This is a genomic window from Amycolatopsis sp. TNS106, from assembly GCF_019330265.1.
Classification (GTDB): Bacteria; Actinomycetota; Actinomycetes; order Mycobacteriales; family Pseudonocardiaceae; genus Amycolatopsis; species Amycolatopsis lurida.
In genome coordinates this window covers 3,365,702-3,389,589 of the sequence record NZ_CP024972.1, presented here as the reverse complement: position 1 = coordinate 3,389,589, position 23,888 = coordinate 3,365,702, and the positions used below count along the sequence as shown (strand labels likewise).

The 23,888-nt window shown below is 68.6% G+C and carries 19 protein-coding genes and 1 riboswitch; of the genes, 9 read left to right on the top strand and 10 right to left on the bottom strand.

The window, feature by feature from the left end; genetic code table 11:
- Window positions 1–60: 60 nt before the first annotated feature.
- The 4 genes from CVV72_RS14970 to CVV72_RS14955 all read left to right on the top strand — a co-directional run bounded on the left by CVV72_RS14970 (window position 61) and on the right by CVV72_RS14955 (window position 3,941).
- Window positions 61–756 carry an alpha/beta hydrolase gene (locus tag CVV72_RS14970; RefSeq protein ID WP_219153009.1) on the top strand — a complete coding sequence of 232 codons (696 nt, stop codon included), beginning with the start codon at window positions 61–63 and terminating at the stop codon, window positions 754–756.
- A 21-nt stretch (window positions 757–777) separates the two neighbouring features.
- The gene (locus CVV72_RS14965; protein ID WP_219153008.1) at window positions 778–2,040 is read left to right on the top strand and encodes a cyclopropane-fatty-acyl-phospholipid synthase family protein; all 1,263 of its coding nucleotides are present in this window, start codon (window positions 778–780) and stop codon (window positions 2,038–2,040) included.
- 94 nt (window positions 2,041–2,134) lie between these two features.
- Window positions 2,135–3,349: an LCP family protein gene (locus CVV72_RS14960; RefSeq protein ID WP_219153007.1), complete on the top strand. Its 1,215-nt coding sequence runs from the start codon at window positions 2,135–2,137 to the stop codon at window positions 3,347–3,349.
- 61 nt (window positions 3,350–3,410) lie between these two features.
- Complete coding sequence (locus CVV72_RS14955) at window positions 3,411–3,941, top strand: GNAT family N-acetyltransferase (RefSeq protein WP_219153006.1); 531 nt, start codon at window positions 3,411–3,413, stop codon at window positions 3,939–3,941.
- On the opposite strand, the gene CVV72_RS14950 is transcribed toward CVV72_RS14955, so the two are convergent.
- The 10 genes from CVV72_RS14950 to CVV72_RS14905 all read right to left on the bottom strand — a co-directional run bounded on the left by CVV72_RS14950 (window position 3,928) and on the right by CVV72_RS14905 (window position 17,600).
- Window positions 3,928–4,392, bottom strand: coding sequence for a peroxiredoxin (locus CVV72_RS14950; protein WP_219153005.1), 465 nt, complete (start codon window positions 4,390–4,392; stop codon window positions 3,928–3,930). The two genes, CVV72_RS14955 and CVV72_RS14950, sit on opposite strands and share 14 nt — an antisense overlap.
- 17 nt (window positions 4,393–4,409) lie before the next feature.
- Window positions 4,410–6,227, bottom strand: a complete 1,818-nt coding sequence (locus tag CVV72_RS14945) for a diguanylate cyclase domain-containing protein (RefSeq protein WP_370641960.1) — start codon at window positions 6,225–6,227, stop codon at window positions 4,410–4,412.
- 239 nt (window positions 6,228–6,466) lie between these two features.
- Window positions 6,467–7,912 carry a cytochrome P450 gene (locus CVV72_RS14940; protein WP_219153004.1) on the bottom strand — a complete coding sequence of 482 codons (1,446 nt, stop codon included), beginning with the start codon at window positions 7,910–7,912 and terminating at the stop codon, window positions 6,467–6,469.
- 138 nt (window positions 7,913–8,050) lie between these two features.
- Complete coding sequence (gene metE, locus CVV72_RS14935; RefSeq protein WP_219153003.1) at window positions 8,051–10,324, bottom strand: 5-methyltetrahydropteroyltriglutamate--homocysteine S-methyltransferase; 2,274 nt, start codon at window positions 10,322–10,324, stop codon at window positions 8,051–8,053.
- Window positions 10,325–10,422: 98 nt separating this feature from the next.
- A riboswitch (cobalamin riboswitch) is annotated at window positions 10,423–10,646 on the bottom strand.
- Between the two features lie 255 nt (window positions 10,647–10,901).
- Window positions 10,902–11,978 (bottom strand): ribonucleotide-diphosphate reductase subunit beta, encoded by a 1,077-nt coding sequence (locus tag CVV72_RS14930; RefSeq protein WP_219153002.1) that lies wholly within the window; start codon window positions 11,976–11,978, stop codon window positions 10,902–10,904.
- A gap of 69 nt (window positions 11,979–12,047) precedes the next feature.
- Window positions 12,048–15,023: a ribonucleoside-diphosphate reductase subunit alpha gene (locus CVV72_RS14925; protein ID WP_219153001.1), complete on the bottom strand. Its 2,976-nt coding sequence runs from the start codon at window positions 15,021–15,023 to the stop codon at window positions 12,048–12,050.
- A gap of 222 nt (window positions 15,024–15,245) precedes the next feature.
- Window positions 15,246–15,854, bottom strand: a complete 609-nt coding sequence (locus tag CVV72_RS14920) for an acetoacetate decarboxylase family protein (RefSeq protein WP_219153967.1) — start codon at window positions 15,852–15,854, stop codon at window positions 15,246–15,248.
- Window positions 15,851–16,690, bottom strand: a complete 840-nt coding sequence (locus CVV72_RS14915) for an enoyl-CoA hydratase-related protein (protein WP_219153000.1) — start codon at window positions 16,688–16,690, stop codon at window positions 15,851–15,853. Before CVV72_RS14915 ends, CVV72_RS14920 begins: the two co-directional genes overlap by 4 nt.
- 41 nt (window positions 16,691–16,731) lie before the next feature.
- Window positions 16,732–17,211, bottom strand: coding sequence for a tetratricopeptide repeat protein (locus CVV72_RS14910; protein WP_255632703.1), 480 nt, complete (start codon window positions 17,209–17,211; stop codon window positions 16,732–16,734).
- Window positions 17,208–17,600 carry a MerR family transcriptional regulator gene (locus tag CVV72_RS14905; RefSeq protein WP_219152999.1) on the bottom strand — a complete coding sequence of 131 codons (393 nt, stop codon included), beginning with the start codon at window positions 17,598–17,600 and terminating at the stop codon, window positions 17,208–17,210. Before CVV72_RS14905 ends, CVV72_RS14910 begins: the two co-directional genes overlap by 4 nt.
- 50 nt (window positions 17,601–17,650) lie before the next feature.
- Between CVV72_RS14905 and CVV72_RS14900 the strand changes: the two genes are divergently transcribed.
- The 5 genes from CVV72_RS14900 (at window position 17,651) to CVV72_RS14880 (ending at window position 23,887) form a co-directional block, all read left to right on the top strand.
- On the top strand, window positions 17,651–18,508 hold the full coding sequence (locus tag CVV72_RS14900; RefSeq protein WP_219152998.1) for an NAD(P)-dependent oxidoreductase: 858 nt from the start codon (window positions 17,651–17,653) through the stop codon (window positions 18,506–18,508).
- 156 nt (window positions 18,509–18,664) lie between these two features.
- Window positions 18,665–19,459, top strand: a complete 795-nt coding sequence (locus CVV72_RS14895) for a TIGR03084 family metal-binding protein (RefSeq protein ID WP_219152997.1) — start codon at window positions 18,665–18,667, stop codon at window positions 19,457–19,459.
- Window positions 19,456–21,147 (top strand): acyclic terpene utilization AtuA family protein, encoded by a 1,692-nt coding sequence (locus tag CVV72_RS14890; RefSeq protein WP_219152996.1) that lies wholly within the window; start codon window positions 19,456–19,458, stop codon window positions 21,145–21,147. The genes CVV72_RS14895 and CVV72_RS14890 overlap by 4 nt, the downstream gene beginning before the upstream one ends.
- A complete protein-coding gene (locus CVV72_RS14885; protein ID WP_219152995.1) occupies window positions 21,144–22,292 on the top strand; it encodes an acyl-CoA dehydrogenase family protein in 1,149 nt (382 codons plus the stop codon). The genes CVV72_RS14890 and CVV72_RS14885 overlap by 4 nt, the downstream gene beginning before the upstream one ends.
- Window positions 22,289–23,887: an acyl-CoA carboxylase subunit beta gene (locus CVV72_RS14880; protein WP_219152994.1), complete on the top strand. Its 1,599-nt coding sequence runs from the start codon at window positions 22,289–22,291 to the stop codon at window positions 23,885–23,887. Before CVV72_RS14885 ends, CVV72_RS14880 begins: the two co-directional genes overlap by 4 nt.
- Window position 23,888: the final 1 nt, after the last annotated feature.

Below are 23,888 nucleotides of genomic sequence, written 5' to 3'. Positions count from 1 at the left end.
GTCATGATCGAGGTTGACCCGATCACTGCGGCCGGGGTTTCGGAGACTGGAGGGTCCAGGGTGAGCGAGGCTGATCCCGCGGTGCGGACTTGGCGAGCACGCGGCCAGGTGAAAGGCGTGGTGCTGGTCCTGCACGGCGGCGCGGAGCACAGTCATGCCCGCGTGGCGCCGTGGCGGCTGGCGTACCAGCGGATGGTGCCGCTGGCGAGGGACGTCCACCGGGCGGGCCGGGCGCACGGGGCCGAGGTGCGGCTCCTGCGCAACCGGGTCTACGGCTGGAACGACCACGGCACCGACGCGCTCGCCGACGCGCGCTGGGCTTTGAAACAGATCCACGACGATCACCCCGGGGTCCCGGTGATCCTCGTCGGCCACTCGATGGGCGGGCGGGTCGCCCTGCGCGTCGCCGACGATCCCGCCGTCATCGGCGTCTGCGCGCTGGCACCATGGACACCACCGGGTGAACCCGTCGGCGCTGTCGACGGGCGTGCCGTGCTCATCGCGCACGGGACCAAGGACCGGATGACCGATCCGGTGGCATCACACGCTTTCGCGGAACGCGCCGAAAAGGTGACGTCGCGGTCCGCGCGATTCGAAATAGGCGGCGAAGGGCACGCGATGCTACGAAGGTCTCGCGTCTGGAACCGTCTCGTACGCGCTTTCACCCTCGAGCTGATCGAAGCCGGGGGAAGCGACGAAACGCTGAGCGGCGCCTGGGGGCGGCCGAGCTCGGAACGGCTGCGGATCCCGGTCTAGACCGGGCGGGAGGGAGTACTCATGTCCACGTCGAGCGTCGATCGGGCGGCCGGTTCGTCCGGCCTGCCCACCCCCGACGAAAACCGGTGGCCGGGGCTGGCCACCCCGCCGCATTCCCCGTTCCGGGCGCGGATCGCCGAGCAGCTGTTCCGGCAGGCGGTGCGCCCGCTGGACGTCCGCGTGCGCATGCCCGACGGCTCGCAGCTCGGCTCGGGCGGGCCGGACGCGCCCGAGATGCGGCTCAACCGCCCCGCCGCCTTCTTCCACCGCCTCGGCGTGGACGCGAAGATCGGCTTCGGCGAGGCCTACATGGTCGGCGACTGGACGAGCGACGCGCTCGCCGAGGTGCTGACGCCGTTCGCGGAGCGGATGGCGACGCTCGTCCCGCCGCTGCTGCAACGGTTCCGCCGGTTCGTCGACCGCGGCCACCCCGCGGACGAGGAGAACACCGTCGAGGGCGCGCGGGCGAACATCCACCGCCACTACGACCTGTCCAACGAACTGTTCGGCGCGTTCCTGGACCCGTCGATGATGTACTCGTCGGCGTTGTTCGGCCCCGGCGACGACCTCACCACCGCCCAGCACCGCAAGATCGACAGCGTCCTCGACTACGCCGGCGTCCGCGAAGGCAGCACCGTGCTCGAAATCGGCACCGGCTGGGGCGAACTCTCGATCCGGGCCGCCGCGCGCGGGGCCAGGGTCACGTCACTGACCATTTCCGAGGAGCAGGCGAAACTGGCGACCGAGCGCATCGCGGCGGCGGGCTTCGCCGACCGCGTCGATGTCCGGCTGTGCGACTACCGCGACTCGACCGGCGAGTACGACGCCGTGGTCAGCGTCGAGATGATCGAGGCCGTCGGCGAGTCCTACTGGCCCACGTTCTTCGATACCATCGGGAAGCGGCTGAAGCCGGGCGGCAGGTTCGGGCTCCAGGCCATCACCATGGACCACGAACGCATGCTCGCCGCGGCCCGGTCCTACACCTGGGTGCACAAGTACATCTTCCCCGGTGGGCTGATCCCGTCCACGACGTCGGTCGAGCAGGGCATGCTGGCGCACACCAGGCTGAAACTGCAGGGAGTGCGCGAGTTCGGCCAGGACTACGCCCGCACGTTGCGGCTGTGGCGGGAGAAGTTCACCCAGCGGTGGGACGAAATCACCGAATTGGGCTTCGACGACGTCTTCAAGCGGATGTGGGAGTTCTACCTGGCGTACTCCGAAGCGGGGTTCCGTTCGGGATATCTCAAGGTCCACCAGTTCGGATTCGCCGAAAACGGACAGTGAGCTCCACCCAACCGATGCGGGGTGCCGGACGTCCTTCACCTAGGGTCTGCGGTTGACTGGGCCCCACACGCGAGATCGGGACGGGTGATTCGGCATGACGTATGGAGGCGACGACCGAGGGCGACGGATGCCGCCGCCGCAACGGCCGCCGTCCGGCCGCCCCCGGCGGCATCAGCCCGCGCAGATGATGCCGCTGCCGGGCCGCGGGAGCAGCCCGTACGACGAACGGACGAGGCCCATGGGGACCGGCGGCCAGGAACGGCCCGCCGCCCCGCCACCGCGCCGTCCGGGCCCGCCGCAGCCCCCTCCCGGCCGTCCGGCCGACGATGGTGCGCGGCCGCCGCGGCGACGTAAGCGCTGGAGCTTCGGCAAGGTGCTGCTCACCCTGCTGACCGTGTTCGTGGTGTTCCTCGCCGGCGTGTGGGTGTATCTGGAGTTCTCCATCAACCGCGTCGACGCGCTGGCCGACTACTCCGGCCGCCCCGTCGCGGCCGAAGGCACCAACTGGCTGATCGTGGGCTCCGACAGCCGGGACGGGCTGACCCCCGAAGAGCAGGAGAAGCTGGTCACCGGGGACAGCAAGGCCGCCGGTGGCGGCAAGCGCACCGACACCATCATGGTCGCGCACGTCCCGTCCAACAGCACCAAACCGACCCTGCTGAGCCTCCCGCGCGACTCGCAGGTGACCATCCCCGGGCACGGCAAGAACAAGATCAACGCGGCGTTCTCGATCGGCGGCCCGACGCTGCTCGCGAAAACCGTCGAAGGTGCCACAGGCCTGCGCATCGACCACTACGCCGAGATCGGCTTCGGCGGCTTCGCGAAGATCGTCGACGCGATCGGCGGGGTCCACATGTGCGTCGAGAAGCCGATGGAGGACACCCTCACCGGAATCAAGATCCCGGCGGGTTGCCAGGACCTCCAGGGGCCGCAGGCACTCGGGTTCGTCCGCATGCGGCACAGCGAGGCCACCCCGCGTTCGGACCTCGACCGGGTCGCCAACCAGCGGAAGTTCATCGGCGCGCTGGTCAGCGAGATCGGCAGCCCCGGCACCCTGCTGAACCCGTTCTCGCTGTTCCCGCTGCTGTCGACGGCGCCGGACGCGCTGACGATGGACACCGGCGACCACGTGCACAACCTGGTGGGGCTGGCGCTGGCGATGCGCGGGATCTCCTCGGGCGGCGTCGTCACCACGACGGTGCCGGTGACCAGTGGTTCGGCGGAGAACTGGGACAAGACGAAGTCGAAGCTGCTGTTCGACGCCTTGAAGAACGACACGGAGATCCCGGACAGCGCGATTTTGACCTGATCTCCGGCCTCGTGAGTGGTAAGGACGGTTCTAACCGTCCTTACCACTCACGAGGAGACTGATGGAACCGCCCGCCGAGACCCTCGCCGACGAAGTCGTCACGCTGCGCCGCTGGAAGCCGGAGCAGCTCGAAACCCTCGCCGCCGTCGCGGGGGATTCGGCCGCGCACCTGGGCGCGTGGATGATCTGGGCCACCTACGGTTACGGCCGTCGCGAAGCCGCCGACTTCCTGGAGAACAGCGCGAAGAACTGGGCCGAGGGCAAGACCTATGACTTCGCGATCCTCGTCGAGGACGAACTCGCGGGCGGTACGGGCATGATCACGCGTCCGGACCGGATCGAGATCGGCTACTGGCTCGGCCGCCACCACACCGGCCGCGGCTACGTCACCAGGGCGGCGCGGCTCCTGACCGACGAGGCCTTCCGGCTCGGCGCGCCGGAGGTCGAGATCCGGCACGACGAGAGGAACCGCGCGAGCGGTGCCGTGCCCGCGCGGCTGGGGTTCACGATGGTCGGCGAAGAGGCCACCGAACCGCCGCTCGCCCCCGCCTGCGCGGGTGTCACCCGGATCTGGCGGCTCAAGCGTCCTTAGTCTTGCGCTCGCGCAAGGCCGCGAGTGCCTTGTCGGCGTGCACGGTGAACTTCAGCTCGCTCTTGATCACTTCGAGCACCTTGCGGTCGGTGTCGATGACGAAGGTGTGCCGTTTGGCGTGCAGCGGGCTGAATTTGCGCCATACACCGAACTGTTTCGCCACCACACCGTCCACATCGGACAGCAGGGGATAGTCGAAACCGTGTTTGGCCGAGAATTCCTGCTGTTTGGCGACGGCGTCCGGGCTGATGCCGACGCGGTGCGCGCCCACTTCGGCGAATTCGGCGGCGAGATCGCGGAAATGGCAGCTTTCCGCGGTGCAGCCGCTGGTCATCGCGGCGGGGTAGAAGAAGAGCACGACCGGCCCGGACGAGAGGAAGCCCGACAGCGTGCGCTGCTCGCCCTTGTCGTCGGGCAGGGTGAAGTCCGGGGCGATGTCACCTTGGTCCATGGACCGATCCTGTCAGATCAGTGGGCGTGCCGTTCGATGAGCTCGTCGACCTCGTCCCCGGTCGCCGAATCCGCCACGAACGAACCCCGCGCCGCGAGTACGCCGTACCGCCGCAGCCGTTCGGCCTGTTCGTGACTCCGGACGCCTTCCGCGCCGATGCGCAGTTTCAGCTCCTTGGCCCTGGCGACCAGCTGGCACAGATGACGGACGTCGGCCTCGTCTTCGCGATCGGCCAGGGCGTCGACGACGGCACCGGACAGGATCACGTGGCGGACCGGCAGCCCGTGCCGGGGGATCAGCTCCAGATCGTCCGAACCGGAGATGGTCAACACCAGCTGAGCGCCCAGATCGGCCAGTACGGCGAAGGAGTCGAGTACCTCTCCGCAGCCGTCGAGGATGGATTCGCGGTCCGTGCACAGCCGCAGCGCCTGTGCGGGCAGGTTGTGCCGGTCGAGCTGTTCCTTGACCAGCAGGACCAGGTCGGGCTCGATGGCCAGCCGGTTCGGCAGCCGCACACAGACGTCGGGCGCGGCCTCGCCGAACCGGTTCCGCCACCTCGCGGTGGCGGCCAGCGATTCGGCCAGCAGCCATCGGCCGAGCGGGATGGTCATCCCGGTGATCTGCGCGAGCGGGTAGAACTCGTCCGAGTCGAGTTCGCCTTTCTCCGGGTGGCTCCAGCGCAAGCCGGCGTTGACGGCGGCCAGCTGGTCGGGATTCGCGAGCTTCACCGTCGGCTGGTAGATCAGCGAGAACTCGCCGTTCTCCAGCGCGCCCGCGATGACCGCGCCGAGCTGGTAGCGGCCCCGGTCACGCGCGTCGAGTTCCGGATCGAACAGCATCCACTGCGCCTTGCCCGCCTCCTTGGCACGGTGCAGGGCGATTTCCGCGGCGCGAAGCAGGTCTTCGGGCCCGCCGTCGGTGACCGGGCGGACGACGATGCCCGCGCTCGCGCTGACGCCGATCCCGTGCCCACCGACGTAGATCGGCTCGACCAATTCTTCCAGGGCCTGCTCGACCAGCGAGATCACCTCGGGTGAGGTGAAGTCGCCGCGCAGCAGGACGGCGAACCCGTCGCCGGACAGCCGGGCCACCGAACCGTTGTACCTGCCGGTGAACACGGCCGTGAGCTTGTTCGCGACCCCGCGCAGCACCTGATCACCCACGCCTGCCCCGAGACCGTCGTTGATCACTTTGAAGCCGTCGACGTCGAGGTAGACGAGCGCGACCTGCTCGTTGCCGGAACCGGCCAGCGCGGCTTCGAGGGCGTTGCCGAACGCGGTGGAGTTGGGCAGGCCGGTCAGCGGGTCGTGCACGTTCTGATGCCGCAGTTGTTCCTGCAGCAGGTGGATTTCGTTGGCGTCGGAGACCATCAGCACCGGATAGGTCGAGCCGGGCCGGTCGCCGGGGAGATCGGTCAGCGTCACGTCGACCCAGAGAGGGCCTTCCTCGCTGTGATCCAGCAGCAGGCGTTCCTCCTGCGTCGGCTGACCGTGCGTCATGAGCTGGGCGAGCGCGTTCCGCAGTCGGGCGACGTCGTGTTCGGCGGAGCCGAGATCGGGGATTTCCCGGCCGCGCAGCGAGGCCGGACGGCAGCCGAGGAGACGGCCGAGCGCGCCGTTCGCCTCCACGATCACGCCGTTGCCGTCGGCGAGGGCGATCCCGACGGGAGAGGCGGAGTAGAGCTTGGAGAAGCGCAGCACGGCGGGCTGATGGTCGGGCTCGGCCAAGACGGCGTCCTTGGCGACACCGAGCAGCAGCTGTTCGAGTTGCTCCTTGGGAAGCGATACTCCTTTAGTGTCAGCGAGCGTCTCGGCCCATCTCCGAGCGACGTCCACCAACCCTGGCGCGGAACCAGGTTCGGGCACACTTCACCTCTTCATGCGCGGTAGATGGCCAGCTCAGACCGGGTGTCCGAGCCCATGGGCCCACACTAGGTATGAGCCGGCCGGGTGTAGTGCCACGGCATCATGCGCGATCCGGGGTGTCTACCGGCTGAAAGGGTGATCGCTGCTACACGAGTGGTGACCGGAAGTTACCAAGAGTACTCGATAGTGGGTGTCCGCTTGGTCCGGCTTCAGCGGGCCGTCAACTGGATCGGCAGGCCATCGGCCGGCACGGGCAGCGAGACGTAGTCCCAGCGTGCGGTGTAGTTCTCCGGTACCGACCACCGATACGCCCGCAGCATCTCGTGCAGCAGCGCCTTCACCTCGAACGTCCCGAAATGCAGGCCGATGCACTTGTGCGCGCCGCCGCCGAACGGCATCCACGCGTAGCGATGCGACTTGTCCTCGCGGCGTGCCTCGCCGAAGCGGTCCGGGTCGAACCGCATCGGGTCGGTCCAGTGGTCCGGCGAGAAATGGTTGACGGTGGGGGAAACCCCGACGAGTGTCCCTTCGGGAATGAAGTGCCCGAGAACCTCGGTGTCCTTCACGGTCTTCCTGGTCAGGGATGGAACCGGGGCGACCAGCCGCAGGGATTCCTTGATCACCAGGTCCAGCGTCGTCAGCGTCTCCAGCGCCTCGATGTCCGGCACGTCGTCGCCGAGCGCGAGGGACTCCCGCCGCGCGCGTTCCTGCCACTCGGGGTTCTTGGCGAGGTGGTAGACGGCGGCGGCGCTGGTGATGGTCGATGTGTCGTGCGCGGCCATCATCAGGAAGATCATGTGGTTGACGACGTCGGCGTCGGTGAAGCGGTCGCCGTCTTCGGTGGTGGCGTGGCACAACGCGGTGAAGAGGTCGTCGCCGTCGCTCGCCCGTTTCGACGGCAGGTTCGCCGAAAAGTAGCGTTCGAGGACCTTGCGGCCGTGCAGGCCTGCCGCCCAGCGGCCACCGGGCACGGGAAAGCGCACGATGGCCGTGCCCGCGCGCACGGAGTTCACGAACGCGCGGTTGATCGCGGCCGCGTCGTCGCCGGACCGCATGCCCATGAACACGCGCGTCGCGACGTCGAGCGTGAGTTGCTTGAGGGACCAGTAGATCCGCGGGTTCGGCCGGTCCGCCCACGCGGTGACGCCCTCGCGCAGAGCCGGTCCCATCTGGTCGACGTAACCGGTGAGCCGCTGCCGGGTGAACGCCGCCTGCATGATCCGGCGGTGCAGGTGGTGCTCACCGAAGTCGAGCAGCATCAGGCCGCGGTCGAAGAACTGCTCGATGAAGAACTTCCAGCCCTCCTGCGAGAAGGCCTTGTCCTTGTTCACCAGTGCGATCTGCGTGGCCTCAGGGCCCGTGAGCGCGACGATGCGGCGGCCGAAGGCGCCCATCCACGACACCGGGCCGTAGGTCTCGTAGCGTTTCAGGCCGAATTCGATGCCGAAACGCATGAAGTCGAGCGCGTGCCCGATGACCGGCGGGCCTTCGTCGCCGAGGACGGGTTTGAGGCCGGGCGGGGCGGGCGCGAGCTCCCGGACCGGCCACGTCGCGCCGAGCCAGCGCTGGTCGACCGAACGCGGCAGAGGGATCGAGGTGAGCGGCGGGACCCGCTCGCGCAGTGCCCCGGTGACCTTTTCGACGGCGTTCGCCATGGTGACCATCTCCCCGCTGAGATCGGTTACCGCTCCACCATCGCACCCTTGTTGACGGGTTGACAATACCTCGAAGGAAGTTCCGTGAAGGCCTCCTTCCCTACCTTGAGGGTAGGGAAGGAGGCCTTCACGGACCGGTCAGGCCAGTTCGGAGCGGACCGTGCGGGCGGCCGCGACCAGGTTCCGCAAAGCGGGCTCGACCTCGGCGTACCCGCGCGTCTTCAGGCCGCAATCCGGGTTGACCCAGATCCGCTCGGCGGGCACGGCGCCGACGGCGGTCCGCAGCAGCCCGCTGACCTCGTCGACACCGGGGACACGCGGCGAGTGGATGTCGTACACGCCCGGCCCGACGCCGCGGCCGAAGCCCGCCGTGCCGAGGTCCGTGACGACCTCCATCTTCGACCGCGCGGCCTCGATGCTGGTGACGTCGGCGTCGAGCGCGTCGATCGCCTTGACCACGTCGCCGAATTCCGAGTAGCACATATGCGTGTGGATCTGCGTCGCGTCGTCGATCCCCGACGTCGCGAGCCGGAACGACGAAACCGCCCACGCGAAGTACGCCTCGTGCGCCGCCGCCCGCAGCGGGAGCAGTTCTCGCAGCGCGGGTTCATCCACCTGGATGACGCGGATGCCCGCTTCCTGCAGGTCGTGCACCTCGTCGCGGATGGCCAGCGCCACCTGACGGGCGGTCTCGCCCAGCGGCTGATCGTCGCGGACGAACGACCACGCCAGGATCGTCACCGGCCCGGTCAGCATCCCCTTGACGGGCTTGCCGGTCAGGCTCTGCGCGTAGCGCGCCCACTCGACGGTCATCGGCTCCGGACGCGAGACGTCGCCGTACAGGATCGGCGGCCGGACACAGCGCGAGCCGTAGGACTGCACCCAGCCGAAGTCGGTGGCCGCGAACCCGGCCAGCCGCTCGGCGAAGTACTGCACCATGTCGTTGCGCTCGGGCTCGCCGTGCACCAGCACGTCCAGCCCGAGGTCCTCCTGCAGCCGGATGACGCGCTCGATCTCGGCCTTCATCGCGGCCTCGTAGCCCGCGTCGTCCAGCGAACCCGCCTTGTGCGCGGCGCGCGCCTTGCGGACGTCGGTGGTCTGCGGGAATGAGCCGATCGTCGTGCTCGGCAACGGCGGCAGAGCCAGCGCCGCCTGCTGAGCCGCCGCGCGCCGGGCGTAGGGGGAGCGGACGGTGTCTTCCGGCCGCAGCGCCTCCAGCCGGGCGCGCACCCCGCTGTCGGCCAGATCGGCCGCCGTCGCGCGATCCGCGGCCGCGGCACGGGCGGCGGCGAGGTCGACGCCCTCTCCCTTCACCGCGCGCCCGAGCAGGACGACCTCGTCGACCTTCTGCTTGGCGAAGGCGAGCCAGCCTTTGAGGCGCGGGTGGAGCCCGTCCTCCCGCTCGACGTCGTAGGGCACGTGCAGCAGCGAGCAGGACGTCGACACGCTGACCGACTTCGCGATGCCGAGCAGGGTCGCCGCCCGGCTGAGCGCGCGGGTCGGATCCGCGCGCCAGACGTTGCGCCCGTCCACGACACCGGCCAGAACCTCCTTGTCCCGCAAGGCGGGCTCGGCGGCGACGGCGTCCACAAAGGACTCGTCGGTGACGAGGTCGACGGCGATGGCGTCGATCGGGGAGCGGGCGAGCACGCCCAAGCCGCGACCGAGCCCGCCGAAGTAGCCCGCGACCAGGAGCTTCGGCCGCGCGGTCTCCTTCGCCAACCGGTGGTAGGCGCGGATGAGCGCGTTGAGCTCCCGCTCGGTGCGGTCGGCGGCGAAGGCGGGTTCGTCGAACTGGACCCACTCGACGCCTTCGTCGTGCAGACGGCGCAGTAGCTCGACGTAACCGTCGAGGAGGTTGTCGAGCAGGTCCAGCGGGCGGAAACCCTCCGGGGCGGTCTCGGCCGGCTTCGCCAGCAGCAGAAAGGTCACGGGGCCCACCAGTACCGGCCGGGTCTCGACGCCGACCGCGCGGGCCTCGCGGTACTCGTCGAGCGGTTTGGTGCCGGTGAGCGAGAACGTCGTGTCCGGGCCCAGCTCGGGGACGATGTAGTGGTAGTTCGTGTCGAACCACTTCGTCATCTCCATCGCGGGCGCGTCCTGCACCCCGCGTGCGGCGGCGAAGTAGGTGTCGAGCGGTGAGAGACCGAGCGTCGTGAAGCGCTCAGGCAGCGCTCCGAACAACTCGGTGGTGTCGAGCACCTGGTCGTAGTGGGAGAAGGTGTTGGAGGGGACGGAATCCAGCCCCGCGTCCTTGAGTTCCCGCCAGGTCCGGGTGCGCAGCGCGCGGCCGGTGCCCAGCAGTTCGGCCTCGTCGATCTTGCCCGCCCAATAGCGTTCGAGTGAACGCTTGAGTTCCCGGTCCGGTCCGATCCGGGGGTAGCCCAGCACTGTCGTGCCGATTTCGGTCACAGCTCTCTCCTCGCGAGCTTGTCGTGAGAGCCCGGAGCGCGCAGGAGTGACCGCCGTTCGGTCGCGCCCATCCCACGAGGCCCGGACTCACGCACGCCGTCGGCGCGCGTACCACGGGCAGGTCTTCGGACTCGTGGGCGACTCGCTCGGTCCTACCGGCCGTCGCTTCCCGGGGCGCCATGTCCCAGTGCTTTACCGTGTCTCGCACGGTGACGGCTTTCGTTCCCACATACCGCTGCGGGGCAGTCCCGGATTCGCACCGGGTTCCCTGTTACCTCGACCGGCCGGGGAGGCCGGGCGAACCAGTAGCACTCCGGAGCGTACCGAGGCGCGCTAGTGGCCCGCTGGACATGTGACGAACCGGACGCCACGCGTGACCAGACGGACGACACGCGTGATTGAGGGCGTAACTCGCGTGATCGGGGGCGTAACTCGCGTGTCCGGAAACGGAACACGCCGGGCGGAGGCCGCCCGGCGTGTTGTCCGTCTGATCACGTGAGTTCGCTGTTCGATCACGCGAGTTACGCCCCTGATCACGCGAGTTACGTGTCTGATCACGCGAGTCGCGAGTTCGGGATCAGTCCCAGTCGAGGGCGCCGCCCGACTGGTACTCGATGACGCGGGTCTCGAAGAAGTTCTTCTCCTTCTTGAGGTCCATCGCCTCCGACATCCACGGGAACGGGTTCTCCGTCTCGCCGAAGATCGGCGCGAGACCGATCTGCTGCGCCCGCCGGTCGGTGATGAAGTGCATGTACTGCTCGATCAGCTCGGCCGAGAGCCCGAGCATGCCGCGCGGCATGGTGTCACGGGCGTAGGCGACCTCGAGTTCGCACGCCTCGGTGAGCATGGTGCGGACCTCGGCCTGGAACTCCTCGGTCCACAGGTGCGGGTTCTCGATCTTGATCTGGTTGATGCAGTCGATGCCGAAGTTCAGGTGGATCGACTCGTCGCGCAGGATGTACTGGTACTGCTCGGCGATGCCGACCATCTTGTTCCGGCGGCCGAGCGAGAGGATCTGCGCGAAACCGGTGTAGAACCACATGCCCTCGAAGATCACGTAGAACGCGACGAGGTCACGCAGGAAGTTCTGGTCGGCTTCCGGAGTGCCGGTCTCGAAGTCCGGGTTCTCCAGGTTCTGCGTGTACTTCAGCGCCCACGCGTCCTTCTCCGAGATGGACGGGACCTCGCGGTACATGTTGAACAGCTCGCCCTCGACCAGGCCGAGGCTCTCGCAGATGTACTGGAAGGTGTGCGTGTGCACGGCCTCCTCGAACGCCTGGCGCAGCAGGTACTGGCGGCATTCGGGGTTGGTGATCTGCCGGTACACCGCGAGCACGATGTTGTTGGCCACCAGGGATTCCGCGGTGGCGAAGAAGCCGAGGTTGCGCTTGAGCATGGTGCGCTCGTCCTCGGTGAGGCCGTCGGGCGACTTCCACAGCGCGATGTCGGCCTGCATGGCGACCTCGGTCGGCATCCAGTGGTTGTTGCAGCCGGCGAGGTACTTCTCCCACGCCCAGGTGTACTTCATCGGCAGCAGCTGGTTGACGTCGGCGCGGGCGTTGATCATGCGCTTGTCGTCGACGTTGATGCGGGCGGCGCCGACTTCGATCTCACCGAGCCCGGTGGCGTCGGTGGAAGCGTCAAAGGTGGTCATAAAGGCTCCAAGAGGGCGTCGTGAGTGGTAAGGACGGTTAGAACCGTCCTTACCACTCACGAGAACGTATTACTGGCAGGCTTCGCAGTCGGGGTCGTCGATCCGGCAGGCTGCGCCGTCGGCGGCGACGAAGTCGACGTCGGAGACCTTCGGCATCTCCTTCGGCTCCGGCTTGGCGGCCGGGGCGGGGGCGGTCACCGGGACCGCGGCGGAAGCCGACGGGGCGGGCGAAGCGGCGGGAGCCGGAGCCGGGGCGGCGGGCTTGGGTGCCGAAGGTGCGGCCGGGGCCGGGGTGGCCGAGACCGCGTTCAGCTTGCCGTCGGTGCCGCGCAGGGTGCTCTTCTCCACGTGCGTCGCGGACCGCGCCCGCAGGTAGTACGTGGTCTTGAGGCCCTTGTGCCAGGCGTAGCGGTACAGCTCGTCGAGCTTGCGGCCGCTGGGCGCCGCGATGTACAGGTTCAGCGACTGCGCCTGGTCGATCCACTTCTGACGACGCGAACCGGCGTCCACCAGCCACTTGGACTCGATCTCGAACGCGGTGGCGTACAGCGCCTTCAGATCGTCCGGCACGCGGTCGATCTGGCCGAGGCTGCCGTCGAAGTACTTCAGGTCCGACACCATGACCTCGTCCCACAGCCCGCGCTCCTTGAGGGAGCGGACCAGGTGCGGGTTCACCACGGTGAAGTCACCGGACATGTTCGACTTGACGAACAGGTTCTGGAACAGCGGCTCGATCGACTGCCCGACCCCGCAGATGTTGGAGATCGTCGCGGTCGGCGCGATCGCCATCACGTTGGAGTTGCGCATGCCGACGGTCTTGACCCGCTCGCGCAGCGGCGCCCAGTCCAAAGTGGACGAGGTGTCGACGTCGAGCGCGTCGCCCTGCCGCGCGTCGATCAGCAGCTGCATCGAGTCGATCGGCAGGATTCCCTTGCTCCACAAGGAACCCTCGAACGTCTGGTACTGGCCGCGCTCCTCGGCGAGGTCGGTCGACGCCGAGATCGCGTAGTAGCTGATGTGCTCCATGCTGGTGTCCGCGAACTGGACGGCCTCGTCCGAGGACAGCGGCACACCGATCTCGAACAGCGCGTCCTGGAAACCCATCAGGCCGAGGCCGATCGGGCGGTGACGCAGGTTGGAGCGCCGCGCCTCCGGGATCGTGTAGAAGTTGATGTCGATCACGTTGTCGAGCATGCGGACCGCGGTGCGCACGGTCTTCTCGAGCCGCTGGGTGTCCAGGCCGTCGGGGGTGACGTGCTTGAGCAGGTTCACCGAGCCGAGGTTGCAGACCGCGACCTCGTCGGTGGTGGTGTTCAGCGTGATCTCGGTGCACAGGTTGGACGAGTGCACGACACCCACGTGCTGCTGCGGCGAGCGCAGGTTGCACGGGTCCTTGAAGGTGATCCACGGGTGGCCGGTCTCGAACAGCATGGTCAGCATGCGGCGCCACAGGTCGACCGCGCGGACCTTGCGGAACACCTTCAGTTCACCGCGCTCGGCGGCGGCCTCGTACTCGCGGTAGCGCTCGGCGAACGCGTTGCCGTAGAGGTCGTGCAGATCCGGGGTCTCGTTCGGCGAGAACAGCGTCCACTGCGCGTCGGCCTCGACGCGGCGCAGGAACTCGTCCGGCACCCAGTTCGCGGTGTTCATGTCGTGCGTGCGGCGACGGTCGTCGCCGGTGTTCTTGCGCAGGTCGAGGAATTCCTCGATGTCCACGTGCCAGGTCTCGAGGTACGCGCAGGCGGCGCCCTTGCGCTTGCCGCCCTGGTTCACCGCGACCGCGGTGTCGTTGGCGATCTTGAGGAACGGCACGACACCCTGCGACTGGCCGTTGGTGCCCTTGATGTGCGCGCCGAGGCCGCGGACCGGGGTCCAGTCGTTGCCGAGGCCGCCCGAGTACTTCGCCAGCAGCGCGTTGTTCTTGTACGCCTGGAAGATCGAGTCCAGGTCGTCGTCGACCGTGGTCAGGAAGCAGGACGACAGCTGCGGGCGCGTGGTGCCCGAGTTGAACAGCGTCGGGGTGGACGCCATGAAGTGGAACGTCGAGAGCAGCTCATAAAATTCGATCGCACGAGCTTCCCTGTCATCCTCGCGGATCGCCAGGCCCATCGCGACGCGCATGAAGAACGCCTGTGGCAGCTCGAAGCGGACGCCGTTGTGGTGCTGGAAGTACCGGTCGTACAGGGTCTGCAGGCCGAGGAAGCCGAAGTCGAGGTCGCGCTCGGCGTGGATGGCCGAGGTGATCTTGTCCAGGTCGAAGGTCTGGAGCTCGGGGTTGACCAGCTCCAGCTCGATGGCGCGCTTGAGGTAGTCCCGGAAGTACTGCGGGTACCGCGCGGTCATCTCGTCCTGGCTGGCCTGCTGCGGCACGCCCGCGAGGTAGCTGAGCGCCTCGCCGCGAAGCTTGTCCGCGAGCAACCGGGCGCTGACGTAGGAGTAGTTCGGCTCCTGCTCGACGAGCACGCGCGCGGCCATGATCTGGGCGAGGGCGAGTTCGTCGGCGCTGATGCCGTCGTAGAGGTTGCGCTTGGCCTCGGCCAGGACCGGCTCGGCCGAAACGTCCTCGAGGCCGGCGACGGCCTCGCCGACCACGTGCGAGACGCGGGCCCAGTCGAGCGGGCGGAGCGAGCCGTCGGCCGTCTTGACGCTGATGGCGACGTCGGACGACGCCGGCTTCTCGGCCTCACGGGCCTTCGCGCGCTCATCGCGATACAGGACGTACGCGCGGGCGACCTTGTGGTGCTCGCCGCGCATCAGCGCCAGCTCGACGATGTCCTGGATCTGCTCGATGTGCAGCGCGGTCTCGGGACCGGCGTGGCGGAGCAGGGTGGTCTCGATCTGCTCGGTCAATTCCTTGACCAGGTGGTGGATCCGCGACGAGGCGGCCGCGTCACCGCCCTCGACGGCGAGGAAGGCCTTGGTCACGGCGACCGAGATCTTGTTCGCGTCGAAGGGGGACACGCTGCCGTCCCGCCGGATGACTCGCACGGTCGCGGGCGTGGTGTCCGAAGACGAAGGTGGCCGCTGACCGGTATCGACTGACATGCGTCACTCCAAAAGGGCGCGTTGAAGCACCACAAGGCCTCACAAGGCCGTGCGCTGCACGTTCACAAAGCTGTCCGGCAACCGCTCCCGAGCGGTCTCCCCGTCGCTGGGCGGTACCGGTTCCCAGAGACTACATGTAGGGGTCGGAGGCTGCACGTGCCCCAATGGGTGGCGTGTCGTGGTCTCACCCTGGCGGGTTAGACGATCACGCTGAGCGGCTGGTCAACCGCCGAAAACGATCTTGAAGTCGCGCAGGCAGGCGCTCAGCACGGGCCGCTGACCGGCGAGGAAGCCGAACGGGCCGGCTTCGTTGATCCGCCAGTCCGCGGTCGCGGGGCGGGGGTTCGCCGTCGCCCGGACGGGGCTTCTTTTGAGACGGCCGTCCAGCATTTGGACGACGTCGAAGGCCGCGGGCATCCGCACCGGGAGACTCGGGCGGGCGGTGAAGGCCGCCGTCGCGATCCAGTCCTCGTGGGTGGCCGCCGAGGCGGTGAAGGTCCGCCCGTGGGCGAAGTCGAGCGCGGCGAGATCCTTGGGGATGCCCCACAGCGCGCGGCCGCCCGCGAGCGAGACCTCGCTGTCGACCCAGATGTCGGTGATGGAGCTGGACAGTCGTTCGCCGCGGACCGCGACGGTCGCCAGCAGCTCGTGGTACTGGAGCTGCCCGGGCTCCTGGTAGTCGATCCAGGCGGTGAACACCTGGGCGCGGCCGCCCAGCGTGATCGGCTCGGCGCCGCCGGGCAGTTCGGGCAGTTCGCTCACCGGGACACGCCAGATCGACAGGTAGGCCTGACCCGCCAGGTTCCAGGGCTCCGGGGGATAGGCCGTCACGAGTTCCGCCACGGCAGGTAGGCGGGCTGGTCGGTGTCGACGCGCATGGAGAACTCCGGTGGTCGTTTCTGCAGGAAGGACAGGACGCCTTCGACGGCGTCCGGGCTGGAGCCCAGGCCGCCGATCAGCTTGGAGTCCAGTGCGTGCACGGGGAACGGCGATTCCGCGCTGGCCATCCGGTACAGCAGTTGCCGGGTCACCGCGACCGACACCGGCGACGTGGTCGTGGCGATTTCGAGGGCCAGTTCGCGCGCCTTGCCGAGCACTTCCCCCGGCTCGTGGACACTGTGGACCAGCCCGGCGGTTTTCGCTTCCTCGGCGCCGAAGACCCGCCCGCTGACCATCCAGTCGAGTGCTGTTCCCATCCCGACGAGCCGCGGGAGGAACCACGCGGACGCGCCTTCGGGGTAGATCCCGCGGCGGACGAAGACGAAACCGAACCGGGAATCCGTGGACGCCAGCCGGTAGTCGCACGACAGCGTGATCGTGATGCCGCCACCGACGGCCGCGCCCCGCAGGGCCGCGATCACCGGCTTGTTCATCGTGAAGATCCGTTTCGAGCAGCGTCCCGCCGGCTCCTGCCACGCCGCGTCCGGCCCGGATTCGGGGTCGAAGTCGAAACCGCCCTGCGAGAGGTCGGCGCCCACCGAGAAGTCCTTGCCGTTGCCGGTCAGGATCACCGCCCGGACGTCTTCGTCGCGGTCGGCCCGGTCCATCGCGTCGCCGAGTTCGTCGGCCATGCGGATGGTGTAGCCGTTGCGGGCCTCCGGCCGGTTGAGCGTGACGGTCGCGATGCGGTCGGCGACCTCGTAGGTGATTTCGGCGTACGCGCTCATGACGTGAAAGTAAGGCTATGTTGACAAGGTGTCAATAAGGTTCATTCGACGTCGTCCAGATGGTCCGCGTAGTACTCGACCGCTCGCCGGTACCGCTGGACGCCGTCGTCGGCGCTGGTCGCCGCGAGCACCTTCAGCAGCGTTCCCGCCGCCTCGCGCGCCTCGCCGACGTTGTAGAGCGCCATCGCGAGGAACGTCCTGAGCGCCGCGTCGTCCGGGAACTCGCCGAGACCGCGTCGCAAGGTCGCGAGCGACTCGTCGTACCGGCCGAGGACGCGATACGTGCTGCCGAGCCCGACGAACACCCCGTGCCTGTCCTCTGTGGACAGACCTTCGCCCGCGAGCGCCTGTTCGTAGAACGGGGCCGCCTCGGCTTCCAGTCCGGCCGAATCGTGCGCCCACGCGGTTTGGTAGGCGATCACGGCGTCTCGCGGGTTCTTCTCGGCCAGCTCGATCAGCCGCAGGCGTGCCTCGTCGGTGCCCTGCTCCCGCAGCCGGATCGCTTCGTGTGCCTCGTTCACGCGACGGCGCCGTCGAAGGGCGGGTAGGCCTCGCCGCCGACACGCTCGGCCACGACGATGTACTCGGCCAGCGCGTCGCGCGACCGGGCCAGCTTGGCCAGCTGCTCGTCCAGACGTCCGAGCCGCTCGCGCATCGCGGCCAGCAACTCGGGACAGCCGATCAGCTCGGGTTCCTCGCCGATCGCGCAGGGGAGCAGGTACGCGATGTCCTCGGACGACAGGCCGGCGGCGAGCAGATGACGGATCTGCTTCACCCGCAGCAAAGCCGACTCGTCGTATTCGCGGTAACCGTTCGCGCCGCGGTTCGCCTCCAGGAGGCCTTGCGCCTCGTAGTAGCGCAACTGGTGGGCGTTGACGCCCGTCCGGTGACTCAGTTCACCGATCTTCATCGCATTCCCCGCTTGACCTTCATACCGGTATCAACGTTGACGATCGTGCCATGACGGACAACGAGAACACCCCGGTATCGGTCGTCGGCCTCGGTCTCATGGGCACCGCGCTCGCCCGCGCGTTCCTGAAGGCGGGGCATCCCACGACCGTGTGGAACCGGACGGCCGCCAAGGCGGACGCGCTCGTGGCCGAAGGCGCGCGGCTCGCGCCCGCGATCGGCGACGCGCTCGGCCCGGACGGCGTGACGATCCTGTGCCTCACCGACTATTCCGCCGTGCGTGGACTGCTCGGCGACACCGGGCTGGAAGGCACGAAACTGGTCAACTTGACCTCGGGCGACTCCGCCCAAGCCCGGGAAACCGCCGCCTGGGCCGAGAAGCGGGGCGCCCGGTACGTGGACGGCGCGATCATGGCCATCCCGTCGTCGATCGGGACCGCCGACGCGGTGATCCTGCTGAGCGGGCCGCGGCCGGACTTCGAGATCGGCGCACTCGGCACGATCAGTTACCTCGGCGAGGACCCCGGCTTGGCGTCCCTGTACGACGTCGCCGGTCTGACGATGATGTGGAGCGTCCTCAACGCGTGGCTCCAGGGCACCGCGATGCTCAGGACGGCCGGTGTCGACGCCGCGACGTACGCGCCCTTCGCGCGGCAGATCGCCGCCGGGGTGGCGGACTGGCTGCCCGGCTACGCGGAGCAGATCGACAAGGGTGCCTTCCCCGCCGAGGTGTCGGCGTTGGAGACCGACGCGCGGGCGATGGCGCACATGGTCGAGGAGAGCGAGGCGCTGGGCGTGAACGCCGAACTGCCGAAGCTGATCAAGGCGATGGCCGACCGCGCGATCGCCGCCGGGCACGGGGGAGAGCAGTACCCGGTGCTGATCCGGGAGTTCGAGCGCGGCCGGTGAGTGGCTGGGCTGCTCCGCTGTCCGTGAAGGCCTCCTTGAGGGACCCAGAGTCCCTCAAGGAGGCCTTCACGGAACGCTCGACCGAGGAAAACAATCAGGCGTGCTTGATTTTTCCGACGCGGGGTGCCAGCCTGAGGGTGACGCGAGGAGGCGGGCATGGCTGACCTTGGCGTGATCCTTGGGGATCTCGCGGCGGAATCGCAGGCCATCGACGACGTGGTGGCGGAGCTGCCCGCGTCGGACTGGGCGAGGAAGACCCCGGCCGAAGGCTGGACGATCGCCCATCAGATCGCTCATCTGGCCTGGACGGACAAGAAGGCGCTGATCGCGGCGCGCGGATCCGAAGCCGAGTGGCAGACCGAGATCGAAGGGCTGCTCGCGACGGGCGAGTCCTACGTCGACGACGGCGCCGCCGAGGGCGCGAAGACGCCGCCGCGCGAGTTGCTTGCGGAGTGGCGCGCCGGCCGCGCGAATCTCGCCGACGCGCTCGCCGCGGTGCCCGACGGACAGAAGATCCCCTGGTACGGGCCGCCGATGAGCGCCGCGTCGATGGTCACGGCACGCCTCATGGAGACCTGGGCGCACGGCCAGGACATCTATGACGCGCTCGGCGTCGAACGGGAGAACACGGCCAGGATCTGGCATATCGCCCGGTTCGGGACCCGCACCCGCGACTTCGCCTACAAGCTCAACTCGCTCGCGCCGCCCACCGAAGAGTTCCGCGTCGAGCTGACCGCGCCCGATGGCACCACCTGGGCGTTCGGGCCCGAGGACGCCGGGCAGCGGCTCACCGGGAGCGCGGTCGACTTCTGCCTCGTCATCACCCAGCGGCGTCATCCCGCCGACACCGGCCTGGTCGCCACGGGCAAGGACGTCGAGGAATGGCTCGGGATCGCGCAGGCCTTCGCCGGGCCTCCCGGTGCCGGGCGGAAGCCGGGGCAGTTCGCGTGACCCCGATCAGGATCGGCAACGCGTCCGGGTTCTACGGCGACCGGTTCTCCGCCGTCCACGAGATGCTCACCGGTGGCCCGCTCGACGTGCTGACCGGCGACTACCTGGCCGAGCTGACCATGCTCATCCTCGGCCGGGACCGGATGAAGGATCCGAACCGCGGATACGCCAAGACCTTCCTGCGCCAGATGGAACAGAACCTCGCGCTGGCGAAGGAAAAGGGCGTCAAGATCGTCGCCAACGCCGGCGGTCTCAACCCCGCCGGTCTCGCGGACGCGCTTCGTGAGCTGGCCGCGAAACTCGGTGTCGACGTCGCGATCGCGCACGTCGAGGGCGACGACCTCGTTCAGCGCGCGGAAGAGCTCGGCTTCGGCAAGACCCTGACCGCTAATGCCTACCTCGGCGCGTGGGGGATCGCGGAATGCCTGAACGCGGGCGCCGACATCGTGGTGACGGGGCGCGTCACCGACGCGTCGGTGATCGTCGGCCCGGCGGCCGCGCACTTCGGCTGGGCGCGCGACGACTACGACGCGCTGGCGGGCGCGGTCGCGGCCGGGCACGTGATCGAATGCGGCACGCAGGCCACCGGCGGAAACTACGCCTTCTTCACCGAGCACGAACTCGGCGTCCCGGGGTTCCCGATCGCCGAGATCTCCGCCGACGGCTCCAGTGTGATCACCAAACACCCCGGCACCGGCGGTGTGGTGAACACCGGAACCGTTACGGCGCAACTGCTCTACGAGATCACCGGCGCCCGTTACGCCGGGCCGGACGTCACGGCGCGGTTCGACACGCTGACGCTCACCGAGGACGGCCCGGATCGCGTCCGGATCAGCGGCGTCACCGGAGAACCGCCGCCTCCGACCCTGAAGGTCTGCCTGAACGGGCTCGGCGGTTTCCGCAACGAGACGACGTTCGTCCTCACCGGACTGGACATCGAGGCGAAAGCCGCGCTGGTCAAGGAACAACTCGAAGGCGCGCTCAAGGCCAAGCCGCCGGCGGACGTCCAGTGGACCTTGGCCCGCACCGATCATCCCGACGCCGAGACCGAGCAGCAGGCGAGCGCGCTGCTGCACGTCGCGGTGAAGGACGCCGATCCGGAGGTCGCGGGGCGCGCGTTCAGCGGCGCGGCGATCGAACTCGCACTGGCGAGCTACCCGGGCTTCCACGTCACCGCGCCGCCCGCGGCCGCCTCGCCCTACGGCGTGTACCGGCCCGCCTTCGTCGACGCGCACGAGGTGCCGCACGTGGCCGTCCTGCCGGACGGAACACATCGCGATATCGCGCCCGCCACCGAAACACTGCCTCTGTCCGAAGTGGACAACGAGCAGTTACCCGCCCCCTTCACGCAGGCCGAAGTTCGCCGCGCGCCGCTCGGCAGGGTTGTCGGTGCCCGCAGTGGTGACAAGGGCGGCAACGCGAACGTCGGCGTCTGGGCGCGTTCCGACGAGGCGTGGCGCTGGCTCGCGCACCGGCTCACCGTCACCGAGTTCAAACTGCTGCTCCCGGAGACCGCGGACCTCGAGGTCCGGCGGCATCTCCTGCCGAACCTGCGGGCGCTCAACTTCGTCGTCGAAGGCATCCTCGGCGAGGGCGTCGCGTCGCAGGCGCGGTTCGACCCGCAGGCGAAGGCGCTCGGGGAATGGCTGCGCTCCCGCGAGATCGATATCCCGGAGGCCCTCCTGTGACCGACCCCTTCTCGACGCCGGAACGCGCCGAACTGCGCAAGACCGTGCGGCGGTTCGCCGAAACCGCGATCCTGCCCCACCTCGAAGACTGGGAACGTGCGGGCGAGCTGCCCCGCGACCTGCACCGCAAGGCCGGCGAACTCGGGCTGCTCGGCGTCGGCTTTCCCGAAGAGGTCGGCGGCGGAGGCGGTGACTACCTCGACGCGGTGGTCATCGCCGAGGAACTGCACTACGCCGGCGGTTCCGGCGGGCTCTTCGCCTCGTTGTTCACCTGCGGCATCGCCGTCCCGCATATCGCGGCGGCCGGCGATCCGGTGCAGATCGAACGCTGGGTCCGGCCGACGCTGGAAGGCCACAAGATCGGCTCGCTCGCGGTCACCGAACCCGACGGCGGCTCCGACGTCGCCGGGATCCGCACCACCGCGGTGCGCGAAGGCGACGAGTACGTCGTCAACGGAGCCAAGACCTTCATCACCTCGGGCTGCCGCGCCGATTTCGTGACCACCGTGGTCCGTACCGGGGAGGCGGGCGCCCACGGGATCTCGCTCATCGTCGTCGAACGCGGCACGCCGGGTTTCACCGTCTCCCGCAAGCTGGAGAAGATGGGCTGGCTCTGCTCGGACACCGCCGAACTGTCCTATGTGGATGTCCGGGTGCCCGCCGAAAACCTTGTCGGCGCCGAGAACAGCGGGTTCGCGCAGGTCGCCACCCAGTTCGTCACCGAGCGGGTCTCGCTGGCGGTGCAGGGCTACGCGCACGCGCAGCGGGCGCTGGATCTGACGCTGGACTGGTGCCGCCTGCGCGAGACCTTCGGCCGTCCGCTGATCTCTCGCCAGCTGGTGCAGCACAAGCTCACCGAGATGGCCCGCAAGATCGACGTCGCCCGCACCTACACCCGGCAGGTCGCCCAGCGGCACGTCGCGGGCGAAGAGGTCATCGCCGAAGCCTGTTTCGCGAAGAACACCGCCGTCGAGACCGCCGAATGGGTGGTCAACGAGGCCGTGCAGCTGCACGGCGGACTCGGCTACATGCGGGAGTCCGAAGTGGAGCGTCACTACCGTGACGTGCGCATCCTCGGGATCGGCGGCGGGACCAACGAGATCCTCACCGGCTTGGCCGCGAAGCGATTGGGATACACCGCATGAGCACGATCAGGTCCTCTGTGGACACGCGGAGCGAGGAGTTCGCCACCAACCGCGAGTCCATGCTCGGCAAGCTGGCCGAGATCGACGGCGAGCACGCCAAGGCGATCGCGGGTGGCGGCGAGAAGTACGTCGCCCGCCACCGCAAACGCGGCAAGCTGCTGGCCCGTGAACGGATCGAACTCCTCCTCGACGAGGACTCGCCGTTCCTGGAGCTGTCACCGCTGGCGGCCTGGGGTTCGGACTACCAGGTCGGCGCCAGCGTGATCACCGGGATCGGCGTCGTCGAAGGCGTCGAATGCATGATCTCGGCGAGCGACCCGACGGTCAAAGGCGGGGCGAGCAACCCGTGGACGGCCAAGAAGAGCTACCGCGCCGCGGACATCGCCGCGCAGAACCGCCTGCCGGTGATCAACCTCGTCGAGTCCGGCGGGGCGGATCTGCCGACGCAGAAAGAGATCTTCATTCCCGGCGGCCGGATCTTCCGCGACATCACGCGTTCGTCGGCGGCGAAGGTGCCCACGATCGCCCTGGTGTTCGGCAACTCGACCGCCGGCGGCGCGTACCTGCCCGGCATGTCGGACTACGTCGTGATGGTCAAGGAACGGGCGAAGGTGTTCCTCGGCGGGCCGCCGCTGGTCAAGATGGCCACCGGTGAGGAGTCCGACGACGAATCGCTCGGCGGCGCCGAGATGCACGCCCGTACCTCCGGTCTCGCCGACTACCTCGCGGCCGACGAAGAGGACGCGATCCGGCTCGGCCGCAGCATCGTCAAACGGCTCAACTGGACCAAACAGGGCCCGACACCCAAACCGGACTACGCGGAGCCGTTGTACTCCGCGGAAGACCTGCTCGGCATCGTGCCCACGGACCTCAAGGTGCCGTTCGACCCGCGCGAGGTGATCGCCAGGGTCGCCGACGGTTCGGACTTCGACGAGTTCAAACCCTTGTACGGCAGCAGTCTCGCCACCGGCTGGGCGAGTATCCACGGTTACCCGGTCGGTGTCCTGGCCAACGCGCAGGGTGTGTTGTTCGGTGAGGAGTCGCAGAAGGCCGCGCAGTTCATCCAGCTGGCCAACCAGATCGACACGCCGCTGGTCTTCCTGCACAACACCACCGGCTACATGGTCGGCAAGGAATACGAGCAGAGCGGCATCATCAAACACGGCGCGATGATGATCAACGCCGTGTCGAACTCGAAGGTCCCGCATCTGTCGGTGCTCATGGGTGCCTCGTACGGCGCCGGGCATTACGGTATGTGCGGTCGTGCCTACGATCCCCGGTTCCTGTTCGCCTGGCCCAGCGCGAAATCCGCGGTCATGGGACCGCAGCAGCTGGCGGGTGTGCTGTCGATCGTGGCCCGTGCGGCCGCCGCGTCGCGCGGGCAGGAGTACAACGAGGAGCACGACGCCGCCATGCGCGCCATGGTGGAAGGCCAGATCGAGGCCGAGTCGATGCCGATGTTCCTTTCCGGGATGCTCTACGACGACGGGATCATCGATCCCCGCGACACCCGCACGGTGCTCGGGCTCAGCCTGTCCGTGATCCACAATGGACCAGTGAAGGGCGCCGAAGGCTTCGGCGTCTTCAGGATGTGAG

Bases quoted from the DNA above. Each gene is read 5' to 3' on its own strand.
- CVV72_RS14895 (WP_219152997.1), top strand. From the start codon at position 18,665: ATGGCTGACCTTGGCGTGATCCTTGGGGATCTCGCGGCGGAATCGCAG.
- CVV72_RS14960 (WP_219153007.1), top strand. From the start codon at position 2,135: ATGACGTATGGAGGCGACGACCGAGGGCGACGGATGCCGCCGCCGCAA.
- CVV72_RS14965 (WP_219153008.1), top strand. From the start codon at position 778: ATGTCCACGTCGAGCGTCGATCGGGCGGCCGGTTCGTCCGGCCTGCCC.
- CVV72_RS14950 (WP_219153005.1), bottom strand. From the start codon at position 4,392: ATGGACCAAGGTGACATCGCCCCGGACTTCACCCTGCCCGACGACAAG.
- CVV72_RS14880 (WP_219152994.1), top strand. From the start codon at position 22,289: ATGAGCACGATCAGGTCCTCTGTGGACACGCGGAGCGAGGAGTTCGCC.
- CVV72_RS14905 (WP_219152999.1), bottom strand. From the start codon at position 17,600: ATGAAGATCGGTGAACTGAGTCACCGGACGGGCGTCAACGCCCACCAG.
- CVV72_RS14900 (WP_219152998.1), top strand. From the start codon at position 17,651: ATGACGGACAACGAGAACACCCCGGTATCGGTCGTCGGCCTCGGTCTC.
- CVV72_RS14940 (WP_219153004.1), bottom strand. From the start codon at position 7,912: ATGGCGAACGCCGTCGAAAAGGTCACCGGGGCACTGCGCGAGCGGGTC.
- CVV72_RS14925 (WP_219153001.1), bottom strand. From the start codon at position 15,023: ATGTCAGTCGATACCGGTCAGCGGCCACCTTCGTCTTCGGACACCACG.
- CVV72_RS14930 (WP_219153002.1), bottom strand. From the start codon at position 11,978: ATGACCACCTTTGACGCTTCCACCGACGCCACCGGGCTCGGTGAGATC.
- CVV72_RS14915 (WP_219153000.1), bottom strand. From the start codon at position 16,690: ATGAGCGCGTACGCCGAAATCACCTACGAGGTCGCCGACCGCATCGCG.
- CVV72_RS14955 (WP_219153006.1), top strand. From the start codon at position 3,411: ATGGAACCGCCCGCCGAGACCCTCGCCGACGAAGTCGTCACGCTGCGC.